Origin of the sequence: Neptunomonas qingdaonensis (genome assembly GCF_900113275.1) — a bacterium.
Classification (GTDB): domain Bacteria; phylum Pseudomonadota; class Gammaproteobacteria; order Pseudomonadales; family Balneatricaceae; genus Neptunomonas; species Neptunomonas qingdaonensis.
Map to the genome: position 1 here is coordinate 105,686 of NZ_FOOU01000005.1, position 15,833 is coordinate 121,518.

Annotated in this window: 10 protein-coding genes; 3 read left to right on the forward strand and 7 right to left on the reverse strand. The window is 46.1% G+C overall.

Annotated elements, in window-relative coordinates; genetic code table 11:
- Positions 1 to 37: 37 nt before the first annotated feature.
- A complete protein-coding gene (locus tag BM099_RS09100; RefSeq protein ID WP_090727019.1) occupies positions 38 to 1,384 on the reverse strand; it encodes a vWA domain-containing protein in 1,347 nt (448 codons plus the stop codon).
- Between the two features lie 353 nt (positions 1,385 to 1,737).
- Between BM099_RS09100 and BM099_RS09105 the strand changes: the two genes are divergently transcribed.
- Together BM099_RS09105 and rnr are read left to right on the forward strand one after the other, a co-directional pair.
- On the forward strand, positions 1,738 to 1,944 hold the full coding sequence (locus BM099_RS09105) for a hypothetical protein (protein ID WP_090727021.1): 207 nt from the start codon (positions 1,738 to 1,740) through the stop codon (positions 1,942 to 1,944).
- 748 nt (positions 1,945 to 2,692) lie between these two features.
- The gene (gene rnr, locus BM099_RS09110; protein ID WP_090727024.1) at positions 2,693 to 5,044 is read left to right on the forward strand and encodes a ribonuclease R; all 2,352 of its coding nucleotides are present in this window, start codon (positions 2,693 to 2,695) and stop codon (positions 5,042 to 5,044) included.
- 124 nt (positions 5,045 to 5,168) lie between these two features.
- Here rnr and BM099_RS09115 read toward each other — a convergent pair whose 3' ends face one another.
- Entirely contained in the window at positions 5,169 to 8,048 is a 2,880-nt protein-coding gene (locus BM099_RS09115; protein ID WP_090727026.1) for a UvrD-helicase domain-containing protein, read from the reverse strand.
- 48 nt (positions 8,049 to 8,096) lie between these two features.
- The gene (gene mgtE, locus BM099_RS09120) at positions 8,097 to 9,452 is read right to left on the reverse strand and encodes a magnesium transporter (protein WP_090727029.1); all 1,356 of its coding nucleotides are present in this window, start codon (positions 9,450 to 9,452) and stop codon (positions 8,097 to 8,099) included.
- 421 nt (positions 9,453 to 9,873) lie between these two features.
- Here mgtE and BM099_RS09125 point away from each other — a divergent pair, with 421 nt between their 5' ends.
- Positions 9,874 to 10,239 carry a hypothetical protein gene (locus tag BM099_RS09125; RefSeq protein WP_090727031.1) on the forward strand — a complete coding sequence of 122 codons (366 nt, stop codon included), beginning with the start codon at positions 9,874 to 9,876 and terminating at the stop codon, positions 10,237 to 10,239.
- Between the two features lie 73 nt (positions 10,240 to 10,312).
- Here BM099_RS09125 and BM099_RS09130 read toward each other — a convergent pair whose 3' ends face one another.
- From BM099_RS09130 to BM099_RS09145, 4 genes are all read right to left on the reverse strand, one after another.
- On the reverse strand, positions 10,313 to 12,304 hold the full coding sequence (locus BM099_RS09130) for a MacB family efflux pump subunit (RefSeq protein WP_090727034.1): 1,992 nt from the start codon (positions 12,302 to 12,304) through the stop codon (positions 10,313 to 10,315).
- Positions 12,305 to 12,307: 3 nt separating this feature from the next.
- Positions 12,308 to 13,552, reverse strand: a complete 1,245-nt coding sequence (locus BM099_RS09135) for an efflux RND transporter periplasmic adaptor subunit (protein WP_090727036.1) — start codon at positions 13,550 to 13,552, stop codon at positions 12,308 to 12,310.
- Between the two features lie 24 nt (positions 13,553 to 13,576).
- Complete coding sequence (locus tag BM099_RS09140; protein ID WP_090727038.1) at positions 13,577 to 14,314, reverse strand: YbhB/YbcL family Raf kinase inhibitor-like protein; 738 nt, start codon at positions 14,312 to 14,314, stop codon at positions 13,577 to 13,579.
- A gap of 75 nt (positions 14,315 to 14,389) precedes the next feature.
- Positions 14,390 to 15,829 carry an ATP-binding protein gene (locus tag BM099_RS09145; RefSeq protein ID WP_090727041.1) on the reverse strand — a complete coding sequence of 480 codons (1,440 nt, stop codon included), beginning with the start codon at positions 15,827 to 15,829 and terminating at the stop codon, positions 14,390 to 14,392.
- Between the last annotated feature and the right edge of the window lie 4 nt (positions 15,830 to 15,833).

The following is a 15,833-nucleotide window of genomic DNA, read 5'->3' on the forward strand; positions in this document are numbered from 1 at the left end:
AGGTTCATTCCGATGACATATTTTAGGTGTAGATGTATTAATACGTTTGTTGAGTCGCTCGCTTATACTGTCGTGCTTTCAACTCTTTACGTTGCTTATTCCAGTCTTGCTCTGTTTCCAATGCATCCGCATCTTTTAAGGCTTCCACTTTTTGTTCCTGCAAACGCGGAGAGCTGAGCGATTCTGCCTGAGAACCCAGATAGGATGCGCTATCCTGAAGGATCTTCTTCGCCCCTTCTAAGTCACCACTATCACGGGCTTCAATGGCATTTCGGCTAAATTCATTAGCGACCTGCTCAACAGCATCTTCAAATGCCTTGTCATTGCGGGCAGCTTTGACTTCCTGCTTAGAACGACTAAACCGGGCAACACTTTGGCCGGATAAGCTTTCCTGATGTTGAGTAAACAAATTATCGTAGCTGACATTAACTGCCACCAGCTCAAGCTCTGTTTCAGCCTGTTGCTCAGGAACCTCAACCTCAAGAATAACGAATTTCTCCTGCTGGCTATACAGCTGATTCAATCGGGTTGTTACCCGGTTACCAATAATCTGGCTTTCCCGACCCAGCAGACGAATGGGCTTTACGCCGTTTCGGCAGCGGATTTCTATATTAACCCCCTGAGCTACCACTGAGAGAACATCACCGAATTCATACTGAAAAACTGACGCCAGATCTTCGGCATTCTCAACAAACGCATGGTTACCATCACTAAAGCCGGCTAATCGGGTCATTAGATCTTCGTTATAGCCAAGCCCTAAACCAATAGTGGTTACACTAATTCCTTCTTTCGCCAGCGAAGCGCCTAGCTCACCCAATTCAGAAGCAGATTGAGGCCCTACATTGGCTAAACCATCGGACATTAAAATAACCCGGTTGACTTTATTTCTGCTCAGAAACTTACGTAGTTCATTCGCACCTTTACTAACGCCGGCAAACAGCGCTGTATTTCCATTTGCATGAATATTACGGATCGCGTTATAAATGGCTTGATGATTACGTACCTGAGTCGCAGGCACGACCACCTGAACTTTAGAATCGTAGCTAACTACTGAAACAATATCCCGCTCATCAAGTCGTTCAATCGCCATAATAGCTGCCTCGCGGGCATACTTAATTTTATCACCACCCATTGAACCAGATTTATCCAACACAATGGCAACATTGGCAGGTATGCGTGCCTGTTTATCCTGTTGTTTAAAGCCTTCCAAAGAAACTTTTATAAAAGCCCTGTGACTTTGCTCAGCCTCCATCACCGGGGTGGCCAGATTAATATTCAAATTCACCTGATTAGCTTGCGCCAGAATCGGTAGCTGGCTCAGTAAAACAAACCCGAATGCCCGTACTATTCGTCTTATCATAGGTTTTTCTATTTGAGTGTTCATGATGAAGTTCCTGAATTGTGAGTATAGTGGATCAAAACCACCGCTGTATTTACTCTACGTTCAAGCAGACAGAAGAAAGTCAGATAAAGTTATCGATTTTGTAAGAAATTTGTAAAACATTTTTTGAATTCCGGGGACAGTTTACTTAATTCCTTAAAGTAGGCTTGGTTAAGTAAACTGTCCCCGGAATTTCTGACGGAAAACGATGGCGTTTGTACTCAGACAGGGATGAATTCCTCTTTGAATTATCTCGTAGCTCGTGTTAATTTGACAGTACCTAATTTAGAGAGCTACGTTCTGTTTGAAATGACGACTGTCGTTTAAATGTACGCTTATAAAAGAGGAGTACCATCATGATTGAGCTTAAGATACTACCTGTCGGCACTGGGTTGGGGGTGGAATTACCACCTGAAGTCCTCAAACATCTTGAGGCCTCTGATGGAGAGTGCATCTTCCTTGAATATATGTTTAATGGCAGCTATAGGCTGGCAAAACATGATGAGGCGTCTGTTGAGCAAATGATGTTGATCGATGGACAAATGCATGAGGAAGATGCTTGAATGGTTAACTAAATCGCCACTGGTTTACTAAAAACCCTTCAGCCATTATTTGAGGCTACACACCGCCAACAACAAGCTTGCCCCTCAGTTAACCCTAGGTATGCTGCGTATAAGTATGAAAACTAGTGTGGAAGACGGCTGACAAGTGTCTAAAGACCTAATGGCGATTCACTTCTGAAAATAGATATAGGCAATCACTGCAGCGTCCAGGACTACAAAAATTATCGCTACGGCAATAATCAGACGTATTTTCTCCTTCAATTTCATACACTGCTCCGTATCATTTACCCGAAAGGTTTAATCTTTTGCAAAGAGCTTAAACAATCAGCTTGAGTGTAATTCAATAAACACCTAAAAAAGCTGTTTCATTGACAAAGCGCAGTAACTCTATATAGTGATACCCAGCCTAGAAAAAGCGCATTTTAACCACTTGTTATCGTTGTATTACTCGTTAGTATCCTCGTATCACCGTTTTAAATTCCCGTCTTATTTTTTCGCTAACTTGATTGTTTATGTTCTTTCATATGTCCGCTCACACGCGCCTTGTTTAGTTACCGTGTTGAGATTAGGCTAGATTCAGCCCGAAAAAGTACAGAATAAGAAATGATCAGCAGAATACAATTTTTTTCACTCGACTAAATTGAGTGATAACCGCCTGCGTATTGCCCTGTTATGACTGAGATCTATCCAGATTAAAGATTGAGTAACTGTTCGAAATAATACAAGGCTGTCTTTATTTGAGAGATATATGAGCAAAGACTCACAACAGGCAATTAATGCCGCCGATTATGACAAATACAGCAATCCGATTCCCAGTCGGGAATATATTATGGGATTGCTCGATGAACCAGGCAAAACCTTGGATCGGGATCAACTCAGCCAGCTGTTAAAGCTGTCCGGTAGTGATGATAAAGAATCCTTAAGACGGCGTCTTCGGGCGATGGAGCGTGATGGCCAGTTAGTTTTCGACCCTAGAAATGGTTATAGCTTGTTACGCGCTGAAGATTTTGTTGAAGGGTTCGTCATCGGACATCCCGACGGGTTTGGCTTTATGGCACAGCATGGTGCGGGTAATGATATTTACCTACATGATAGCCAGATGCTTAAAGTTTTTAATGGTGACAAGGTACGTATTCTTATCAGCGGTGTTAATCGTCGTGGCCGCCAGGAAGGACAGATTGTTGATATTCTCGAGAAAAATACATCTCAGATTGTCGGCCGTTTAGTACATGAAGAAGGTGATTATTTTTTACAGCCTGAAAACAGCCGTATTCGTAACGAGATTGATATTGCAGATGACCAGCTAAACGGTGCGCAGGTAGGCCAATACGTTACCGTAGAAATAACCGAATACCCGTGTAATCGCTTTAACGCTGAAGGTAAAGTTATTGAAATCCTTGGTGATTCAATGGCGCCTGGCATGGAAATCGATGTCGCTATTCGTAGCCATGGCATTCCGCATAAATGGCCGCAGGCTGTATTAGATGAAGCTAAGGCGATGTCGGATGTGGTTAAAGACGCTGATAAACTTCATCGATCTGACCTGAGACACTTACCCTTTGTCACCATCGATGGTGAAGATGCCCGGGATTTTGATGACGCTGTTTACTGTGAAAAAAGAAAATCCGGTGGCTGGCGTTTATATGTAGCTATCGCTGATGTTTCACATTACGTCGTACCCAATAGCGCCCTGGATCAGGAAGCTGAAGAGCGAGGCACCTCGGTCTATTTTCCAGGTCATGTGGTGCCGATGTTACCGGAAGTACTCTCCAATGGTTTATGTTCGCTCAATCCCCATGTCGATCGATTAGTCATGGTGTGTGAAATGGCGATTAGTCGCAGTGGAAAAATATCCGCTTATAAATTTTCCGAAGGCGTCATTAACTCACATGCCCGCCTCACCTATCATCAGGTAGGCGCTTTGTTATCGTCTCCGCAACAGGGCGTCGGTAAACAGGTTGCTAAGAAGCATCATGCTGTCGTGCCACATATTCATGCCTTGCATCAACTTTATGCCATATTAAGAACGGCCCGAACTAAGCGCGGATCGATCGATTTTGAAAAACAGGAAGTCCAATTCAAATTTACCGAAGGCAGAAAAATTGATCAGATAGTGCCGGTTATTCGTAACGATGCGCATAAGATGATCGAAGAGTTTATGCTTTGCGCTAACGTGGCGACGGCTCAATTTCTGGAAAAGTTAAACCTGCCTGCCCTCTATCGGGTGCACGAAGGTCCCGGTGAAAAGAAGCTGACTAATCTACGTGAATTTCTCGGTGAGAGAGGCCTTAATCTGTCGGGTGGTGATAAACCCACACCTGCGCATTATGACCTTCTGCTACGCGGCATTAACGAGCGTAACGACGCTCAGGTTATTCGCATGATGATGCTTCGCTCGCTTAGCCAGGCGGAATATAGTGCAGATAATCAGGGGCATTTCGGCCTTGCTTATCCCGCGTATGCTCATTTTACTTCACCGATTCGGCGTTATCCTGACCTGTTAGTTCACCGCGCCATTCGCTCGGTCATCCGCCGTAGTGAGAGTGGTAGCATCTTGCAGCGGGCACTGAAGAAGGTAACCGGCAGGGGCTCGGATTCAGTACACCGGGTTAAAAGTGCCACGCGTTTAGAGGTCGGCATAAGCTACCCCTACGATCTGGATAAAATGAAGTCGATGGCAGATCATTGCTCGCGGGTATCCCGTCGAGCCGACAAAGCTGGCTGGGACGTAGAAGCCTGGCTGAAATGCGAATATATGCAGGATCATGTCGGTGATACTTTTGGCGGTGTAATCAGCAGTGTGACCAGCTTCGGCTTGTTTATTGAGCTTGACGATACGCTGATCGAAGGCCTGGTACATGTGACTTCTCTGAACAACGATTATTATCAGTTTGATGCAGCCCAGCAGCGTTTAGTGGGTGAGCGCACCCGCACCAGCTTTGGTATCGGTGATAGCATTAATATCCGTGTTGTGCGGGTCGATATGGATCAGCGTAAAATTGAATTCGAACTGGCGACTAAACCTGATGATAAGCGATCAGGCAGAGCGAAGGGCCGAAAAGGTAAACAACATTACGGCGCAGGTAAATCAAAGCGCTAACCTGTATTCGTTCCGTCCAGACCTGACACCCCACACCTTGCTGAGCTGGGAACTCATTCAACTCAGCAAGTATGTGTTGTCAGTTTAGTGACTAGTTAAGAGGTCAGTTAAGAGTTCAGTCATGTTAAGAATAGGTAATCTCCTGTTCTTTATGGTTACAACTGGGCTCTTGCGATCTGTAGTTACTGCATCCCCAGAATTTCCCGTAACGCCCTTCCCGATGCTTTAAATCCCCACCACATTGCGGGCATAGTGGTACCCATCCACCACATTCATGATTAAGGCAAACGCTAAACCGACCTGATGTTTCCATGTCAGCAGAACACTGCGGACAAGTACTCTTTTTATGCTGACAAAGTGGATAATTGCTACAGGCGATAAAAGAACCATAAGGCCCTTTCCTCTTGACGAGTCTACCTGTTTTGCAGGATGGGCACTCATGTTCTGGCGCCATTAACTGAGATGCTTCGGTATAGAATTCATTGAGTTCAATCGCGTAGTTATCTGCCAATAATTCTTTTACGAAGTCCGATGTTTTGTTCATGTCTGTCAGCAGGTAGCAGCGATGTTTGGCACGCGTCATGGCTACGTAGAACAAACGCCTTTCTTCCGCATCCGGGTAGGGTTCTTCTGTCGGCAATAACACCTCTAAAAGAGGATCGATCAGCTTGCGTGAAGGAAATCCATTTTTCGTATTATCCAGTCCGAGGATGACAACGTAATCAGCTTCCTTACCCTTAGATGCATGAAACGAATGTTGCTCAATCTTAAGCGCCGGAACCGAACGCTTTAGCTGTGCCAGTTGATCTGCTTCTAATAACCTGAAGTGATATCTGGCGAGTAAGTAGACACAAGCCCCCTGCCTGGCCATGCCTGATATATTCTGAAGTATCTCAATGAGGTGTTTGAGTATTCCATTATTTGTGATGGGCTTCATTACCAGCGACACAGCAGGCGAATGCACAAGGTTATGTGTCGTGATCTGCTTCTTCACCTGAGATGGGTTCTGCATAACAAACTGTGAAGCCACATCGTTAATACTGTTGTTAAACCGGAATGTTTTATCTAACGAGGTGGTTTGAGTAGGCCCAAACAAAGACTCAAAACCGGTGGTGAGCCCTACATCACTGCCCGTGAAACGATAAATCGCCTGCCAATCATCTCCTACACAGAACACGGATGTACCCTTTCTGGAGTCTCTTAATGCCTTAACCAGTCGCGCACGGGGTTGGGATATATCCTGAAACTCATCAACAAGAATATACGACCACGGCGATGTGAATGCTCCCTCTTCAATGTAACCAATGGCTTTAGCAATCATATCTTCAAAATCGATTTCGTTGTTTGATGCCAGTAAATTCTCATAACGTTCAATGATAGGTCTGAGTAAATCCATGGCTGCTTTTAGCTGGCCAGTTGTTTCTAAATGATCCGCTAATCGCTCTAACTCGCCTGGCATATAACAATTAGCGCGATAACGCTTTAACAGGCTCGAGAGTAAGACAGAGAACTGATCAATCGCTCCAAACTCACGCAATGTGTGTAACACCGAATCAGCGGGCAAAGGCTCGAACACAACCCTCAAACTCGCTAATTTTGATTCCAGATTGGATAACAAACATTCTTCGCGCTGTTCATAGTGGTATGTTTCAATCAGTCGTGTGGCGTGTTGACTATGTAGCTGACGTGTCCACTGAATGCCCGCGTGATAGCTTTCTTTATCAATATAAGGCGCTGTGTTTCCCTCTCGGTCGATACCCAGGTGATCAATATAGATGCCAAACTCAGTGAGGTAAAAATCAGGTTTATACTGTTTAAAATCAGGCGTTCTGGCATTGCTTTCGAGGTAGGATGGTTGGTATTTATATTCAATTCCCATAGCAAACAACCAATTGGCAATGAGGCATCCTTCAAAGCTTGTCACATCCTCGCCCTTCAGCGTTCTTATTTCATTTGCCCGGATATAGTTGAAGTACTCCCCCTGGGTATTAAAATCGAAGGGGTTGGCTTCTGGGAAAAGGTGTTTTTCAAAATACTTCAGGGTTGATTCTTTATAGTCGGGTTTCTCGAGTAAGTCTGAAAACCATTGATTTACCTGATTATTCAGCAGCTTTTCATCTGTTGCTAAGGGCGAAATAGCCGGTTTTTGACCTTCCACGCTTGAAATAACCATCTGGCCTAATACATGAAATGTCCATGCGCTGACGGATGTATCAGTCAACTTTTCAGAGACCCGGTCACGCATTTCCAGTGCGGCCTTTTTACCAAAAGCGAGCATTAAAATTTCGTGGCCGCTGGCCTGCTTACTGTCTAACAGGTAAGCGACTCTGCCCACCATGGTACTGGTTTTACCCGTGCCGGCACCGGCTAAAACAAGATTATTATCATCATCAATGATACAGGCTTCACGCTGTTTCTCGGTTAACGGGTTCGATTCAATCCTGTCGAAAAGCGCTTGGTAGCACTGCTTTTGCTCAACGACATAGCGCGCTCTTATGTCGTCGATCATCGCAGCATCTAACTCGGCCCATTGTTTAAGCTGAGCGAAAATATCCTTGCTGGTATTGGGCAGACTTAACGCCTCAGAGGACGACGGTATTTCCAGTAACGCTGTGCTGACAAAGTCACGAATAGCGCGACAGTGACTTGTTCTGAGATAGCCGCTTTTTTGCAGATAGCTGGATATTTTTCCCAGTGCTTTTGCAGCGCAGTCAGAATGGTGGGTGTAATATTGTTCTGTAAATAACCTTGCCAAAGATATTGCGTTGCTTTTATGTAACCATCCAACGGATATTCTCTGACCCGCCGACTCAAAGACAACCGTGTCGAATATGATGCCTGGCGTATGTCTGACAAGACTGCTGACATCCGACCAGGCGACTATGACTGGCGCTTGATAGGTAGACGTCAGTACAAGGCCTGCATCGTCTAAACGGACCTCTTCAAATCGATTACCGAAGTACTTGCCTAACCAATAAGACTTATAAAACAGCTTTTCTACCACCGATCAGTGCCCTTTAAAGGTAGTTTATCTCTATTGATTCTTGCGGCGTTACAATAACATGACAGTGGCTAAGCCGAGAAACGCAAAAAAGCCGATGGCGTCGGTCGCTGTTGTCAGCACTACACCCCCCGCCAACGCTGGATCAATCCCCATTCGTTTCAATATCAGCGGGATAAAGGTGCCGACTAAGGCGCCGGTAAAAATAACGATCAACATAGCTGCGCCAAAGACCATACCCAGCATCGGATCATTGAACCAGTAGTATGCAATCGCGGCCACCACGCCGGCCCAAAAGAGTCCATTAAGCGAACCGATAGTGAGTTCGTGCGCTGCTAACTTCCATACGTTGCGCCGGCTAATTTGATCCAGCGCCATGCCTCGCGTTACCAGGGTCAGGGTTTGACTCCCCGCCACACCACCCATGCTGGCAACCACCGGCATCAGCACGGCCAACGCTACCATTTTCTCAATAGAACCTTCAAATAAGCCAATTACCCACGCCGCTAAAAAGGCCGTCAGCAGATTTATGCCGAGCCACAAGGCACGGCGCACCGAGCTATTGATTACCGGCGCAAACATATCCTCATGCTGATCTAAACCGGCACGCCCTAATATTTCACGATCAGCCTGGTCACGCATCACATTGATAACGTCATCTACCGTAATACGCCCCACAAGATAGCCTTCATCATCCATGACGGGGGCTGACATCAAATCGTGATCTTCAAAGATTCGCGCCACTTCAACATTCGGGGTCATAGGTTTAATACCTACAACGTCAGGCGACATGACTTCACTCACGGTTGTCGATAAGTCATATGAGACCAACAGGCTCAAAGGAAGAATCCCCATAAACCGGTTATGCCTATCAATGACCATCAGGCTTTCAAGATGCTCAGGTAGGGAGCCCTCGCGCTGCCGCAAGCGGCGTAAATAACGTAAAACCGCATTAAGGGTAACATCACCGCGTACAGCAGTGGCGTCTACATCCATCAACCCGCCCGCAACATCATCAGGGTAAAGTTTAACCTGCTCATAGCGTTCCCGGCGGTGAACGTCCATTGCCGTCACCATGGCATTCACCACCGACACCGGCAGATCATCATCCAGATCGGCAATTTCGTCCATTTGCATGACCGACAAACACGCGATCAGCTCTTGTTCATCCGTTTGCTTAATTAAGCTCCTACGTAAATCGCCCTTTAGCTCCAGCAGCACTTCACCTTTTTTTAAGCGCGGCACCTGTGCCCACAAAGGGTCTCTCAAATCCCCGGGAAGCGATTCAATAGCGCGGGATATTTCTGCTGGTGACATGGACTCAAGCAAGCAGGCAGCTCCGCTCTCAGAGCTTTTCTCAAGTGAATCAGTAATTAGATCAATCTGTTCCTGCAGGCCTGTACTCATAAAGCTGTCCTCATAAAAGCTGTCTTCAAAAAGAGCTGGCTATTGAATTAAGTAGAATTTCTCAGGTATTACGGGAATTGCTGTTACCAGCCCACTGGTCATTTACGGCCATCTGTAATTAATTAACAATATCACTAAGCTGTCGATATTAAGGCCGATAGAATCAACAAACCAGTAAGCATCTGATATGTAAGATTCTTATATGAATTTTCATTGTAATACAGAAGCCAGGGCAGATGTATTTGGCTACAAGACCAATTTTCTAACCAGAGGAAAAAGCGTAAGCTAATTCAGACGGTAGATGTCCAGCACGCCGGCCCTCTGTGCATGCCTGTGGCAGTGTTGTACACGTGACACTCGCTGCTGGCAACCGCTTGCCCCGGCGTTTTGTGTAAAGCTATATTGTTGTAGAGTCGTATCAATGAATAAAAATACGTTATTTGAGATAGTCCTTTTTGATCCTGAGAATACTCTGATTACTTTGTTTGAAAGGCGAGGTATAGAATTTCGCAAGGTGCCTGTAACACAAAAATTTGTGGTTGCTACGGACGAAACAATTGAAGTCGTCAGTACTGATAATGATGAAATCCTGATTGAAAATCTCGTATTGATATTCATGGAATGGCTTAAAGAAAAGCCATTCCGTAAATTGCAGGCTCAGTTAGTAGACGGCAGTATTGTCTATATAGAAGATTACGAGATCGAAGGCGTAACCAACATACTCAAAAGTTTGTTGAAAGTTACTGCATTTGATCCGGAATATAACAACAAAATACTCAATAGATAGGAACATCATGCTTAGTATTGGCTATGCGGGAACGCAGGCTATTTAAGATAGTTTTCATTTTTTCTCTCTCACCTTAGTCTCTGGAAAGTGCATCAATCGGGTTCAGTTTTGCGGCATTACGGGCAGGAAGATAGCCAAACAGAATGCCAATTAACGTCGAGCAGGCAAAAGCCGCAATAATAGACGAACCAGAATAGATCATCTGAAAATCGCTACCGGTGTAGGTGAAGATCACACCAACAAGATAGGCGAGCCCGATCCCCAATGCGCCACCACAAAAGCAGACCAACACCGCCTCAATCAAAAACTGACGCATGATATCCGTCTGTCTGGCCCCTACCGCTATTCGTATGCCTATCTCTCGCGTTCGCTCCGTTACGGATACCAACATGATATTCATAACGCCGATACCGCCAACTAACAGAGAGATAAACGCGATGGCAGAAATAAGCAATGTCATGGTCTGAGATGTTTTCTCTATGCTTTTTCGCACCGTATCGGTGTTGATAGTGAAGAAATCAACCAAGCCGTGGCGCATGCTCAGTAAGCTAATAATGCCTTGTTCCGCCACATCACTGGAGACATTCTCATCGACTCTTACGGTGATATCGCTGACATAATTTTGTCGGAATATACGCCCGGACACTGTGGTATAAGGCAGCCAAATATTCAGCTCATCACTGTTGTCGGATACACTTTCAATAGGTTGTGTCACGCCAATAACGCGTACAGGAAGGCGACCGAGAAAGATGACGCTACCGAGCGCGGTCCCGTCAGAGAAAAGCTCTTGTTTGGTGTTCGCGTCAATAACAGCGACCTGTTCCAGCGTCTCGATACTATCTTCGCCAAAATACTGCCCCTGCGCCAGGCTATAACCACGCACACGAAAATACTCGGTGCCAACCCCCTGAACCGAGCCCGTGACCGTTTCACTGGAATAACGAATAGCGACATTAGCCCTGACCGTTGGGGTGACACTATCCACAAACGGCAATGTTTTAAGCGCATTGGCATCTGCTGCGGTGAGCGACCGAACTCGCCCAGAACGGCGATCTCCGCGCCCTGTGCCAGGCTTTATCTCAATGGTATTGGTGCCCATTGATGCGATATTGTCCATAATCGATTGCTGCGATCCGGCGCCCAGTGCTACCACTGATACCACTGAAGCAATACCGATAATGATGCCGAGCATGGTAAGAAACGTACGCAGTCGGTTATTAGACATCGCAATGAGCGCCATCTTCAACGCTTCCAGATAACGCGGCCAGTTAATATCAGGCTTCGCTTTATGCGTTTTCCCTTCATGGATTTTAACTTCGCAGTCTTTGCACTCTGCTATCGGCTGACATTCCTCTTGAGTACTGCGACTGGGTTTATGACAATTGGGTTTATCGCCAATGATTTCTCCGTCTTTTATCTCAATAACGCGATCAGCAAACCCGGCAATAGTCGGGTCGTGCGTGACCAGAATGATAGTATGGCCGTCACTGTGTAGCTCGCGAAGCAGTTTCATCATCTCTTCGCCGCTGCTGCTATCCAACGCGCCGGTCGGTTCATCCGCCAGAATAACATCACCGCCATTAACCAGGGCTCTGGCAACACTGACTCGTTGCTGCTGGCCACCACTGAGCTGGTTGGGTTTATGCTCTAAGCGATCACCCAAACCCAGGCGGCTTAGCAGTTTTTTAGCTTTTTCCTGTCGGGAGTGCTGCCCCTGATTCGCATACAAGGCTGGCACTTCCACATTTCCCAACGCGGTTAAATCACTCAGCAGGTGATAACGCTGAAAGATGAATCCAAAGTACTCACGTCGTAGGGCCGCCAGTTCATCTTCATCCATAGCGGAGGTGTCCTGACCATTGATGAAGTAATTCCCTTCAGTTGGCTTATCCAGACAGCCAAGGATATTCATCAGCGTCGATTTTCCCGACCCGGAAGCCCCGATAATAGCGATCATCTCACCACGGTTAATCTGCAGGTTAATATTTTTAAGAACCGTTAGTTCCTGCTCACCGGCAGAAAACGTACGACGTACACCCACAATATTTAATAGTGCTTCAGCCATAGCTTAAAACCTCATGTCCCTGCCGCCTGGACCACCTTGTCCGCGCACACTAGCGCCCGGTAGACCACCCATCGAACTCCTTATAGCGCTAGCAGAAACGGCTTTATCACCAGCAGAAGACTGACCGATAACGATCTCTTCACCTTCGTTAAGACCTGACAGTATCTGCGCGTAGATTTTATTGTTGATGCCAACTTCCACATTGCGATATTCCATCTGGCCATCTTTTTTCACAGGCACTTGATAAGATTGACGAGCACCTGGCTTTGTGATCAATACCTGTGACGGAACAAGCAACGCATCTTGCGCACTTTCCAGAATAATGGATACCTGTGCTGTCATACCGAAGCGCAATCGATTTTCTGGGTTTTCTACATCGAACAGGGCGTTGTAGTAGATAGCTTCATCATCACCAATTTTCAGAGTACTGTCGTCACCACTGAGCAAGGTCGGACCCGGTTCAATTGCGCGTAAAACACCACGATATTTCTTACCTGTTGCGCCCAAAATAGTGAAATAGACTTCCTGCCCCACACCAACATTAATAATGTCGGCTTCAGAAACCTGCGCTTTGATGGTCATCACATCCAGTTGTGCCAGCTCAATAATATTCGGCGTACCTTGGTTGTTATTCACCGTCTGCCCTTCTTCGACCGAGACATAAATCACGGTGCCATCGATTGGCGATGCAATGCTTGTATAACCAAGATCGAGTTTGGCGTTATCCACACTGATGATCGATTTCTCTTTTTCGGCACTGAGCTGATCCAGCTCTGCCCGATAGACTGTCAGTATTGATTCTGCCGTGTCATATTCAGATTGAGAGGTGGCGTTAACCAGCAGCATCTTTTTCTTACGTGTAAATTCAGACATCGCGGTTGTGATCTGGGCCTGCTTTGCCCTGTATTGAGCATTAATACTCTTGAGCGAAGCTTCAGCTTCTTTAAGGGCGTTTTGTTGCGTCAGGTTGTCTATTTGGGCAATCAAATCCCCCTTTTTTATCTCTTTGCCGACCTGAACATCAATTTTTTCTATCAAACCCGAAACCTGAGCACCGACACTGACCAATTTCGACGGATATAGGACACCGTTAGTCAGTACAACACTTTCAATATTTCCGCGCTTAACAACATCGGTGATAAATGCAGGCGGAACCTGCTGTGCCATGGTGTATTTGTAACCAAGGCCTGCGGCGATGCCGACGACGATAAGGAGCAACACCAGAGTTTTTTTAATGGTCTTTTTCATGTGAATTTCTTGATTTCTCTTCGGTTACTTTTCTGCGCCAGGCGCTGGAGTGAGCCTACTCATGGCGTGTCCACAGGGCGGCAATGCTGGTGGCGGACCCCTTTTTTCTTCTCGTTGGCTTCTCTGTTGCGGACGTGGCTTGGATGGCGTTTGGCAGCTTCGTTCAAAACTAACGGTCAGGGAATCAGAATCCAGTACTAAGCCACTCATGTTTTCTCGCAGAGTCGCTGCTGAAACATTGTCTGATTGAGCTATATCTAAAGACTTTGACAGTGCGTAGAGATGAAATGTGTAGTTTTTTTGGCCGGGACCTTTCGAGCATGGTGGCGCATATTCGTTTTTGTTATTCACGACATTACTGCCAAGTGTACCCTCTGACTGGCTGCTCGTAGTGCCAGAAACAGCGCCAGAAATAATGCCAGAAACTTGTGCCGGAATATTGTACATACTCCAGTACCAACGCAGCCCTTCTGGCTTTCTTGCCTTAGGAGGTGGCGTGTTTTCTTCAGTGCCAGCAATTTCAGGCTCTGGCTTGTGATCTGGCATATGATCCATTATCACCACCAAAGACTGCGTTCCATCCGGCACACCCTGCCAGTTTAATGGAGGAGAGATACCCTCTCCTTCGCACGTAAATTGAATGGGATACGACCCATTATCTGCAAATGCAGGACTGATGAGTTGGAGGGACTCATTGGCTTTAGTTGGCGCTGATACAAGCAGCGTCAAGGTTATAATGGAGACAATAATTTTAGTATTCATAGCCCAATCTTTTTAGTCTCTTTGGTATAAACCTTAAGTCTATAGATTAGGCGTCGGAGATGGATGACAATGTTGTCATTTAACGATTGGCAATATTAATCGCATAGTAACAACCTCTTTCACGCTGGGTTCAAGAGTGAGGTCACCGCCGTGTGCGCGGGCAATTTCCCGCGCCAAACTTAAACCTAGCCCACTACCGGACAGGCCTTGCGAATGTTCTGGTTCTCCACGATAAAAGCGGTCGAACAGTTGGCTCCTGACTTCGCTCGACATCGCAACACAAGCGTTGCTGATAAGTACTTCTATGCAGGATTCGTTTTGGCTGGCTTGAATCGTTACTCCTTTGTCATGAAGGCTATAGCGCATCACGTTAACCAGCAGATTATTTAACAGCTGCCTCAGCAGGACGATATCGCCTTTTGTAATTAGCTCTCGTTCAATCGAGCAATGAAGTACCAGCTCATCCGACATCAGCTCCATATCGGCAGTCAATTCATCTAATAACTCGGTCATGTTTATCGGTTCAAGATGAAGCGCCAAGGAACAAGAGTCTGCCTGCGAAAGAAGTAGCAATTTGCGCGTGATAGCCGATAGGTGACCCACTTCATCAAGAATGGAATTAAGATCTAATTGCGATGGATTTTCAGAGAGCACCGCTTGCTCAAGCTTCCCTCTTAAAACAGTGAGCGGTGTTTTCAGCTCATGCGCAGCATCAGCGGTAAAGCGAGAAACTTGCTGAAAACTATCCTCAAGTCGCTCGAGCATTGTATTGTACGCATCGATTAGCATCTTAAACTCTGTGTCTTCTTTATGCTCAGGTAAGCGATGGCTGAGGTCTTTTTGTGTCACTCTATCCATGGACTTATGCAGGCGTTTTATAGGCCGAATGGTATTGCTAGCGATAAACCATGCGCCAAGAATACTGAGAAGCAGTGAGAAAGGAATAACGACGATAAGTGCCTGTCGCAAGGTACTTTGTAACTGGCGGGTTGTGGCGGCAACGTCAACAGCGATAAAGCTTTGTTTGTCCGGGGCTTGGAAGAGACTGGCCCGCCATTGGTTTTGCTGATGTTCAAAGAAGGCGACTTGGCAAAGGGCATTGCGTCGATTTTTATCGGTTGGTTGTAATGGGTCTGCGCGAACCCAGTTTAATCTGCTTATTATATGCTGTACGTCAGCACCTTCGGACTTAGTCAGGATGCCATGCTGACTGGACTCAACTAATATCATTAACTGGCTGGGTGAGCTAACGCGTAGCTTATCCACTAAATCATCAATAAGCCTGCTACCGAGAAGTTCAGTATCACTTAAAATGCTCACATTGGCTGGAAAATCATTTTCTTCAAGCTTTTTCTCTAAACGATTGGGTATGCGCTTTGCTTCCATACAAAGGCGAGAATCAAGATGATCAAGCTCCACCTGCATAATACGCGACCAACTTAGGCTGATCACCATCGCAAGTACGGCGCTCACGGTTAGGATGGACATGGCAAAAATACGAGTACGGAAATACATTCTA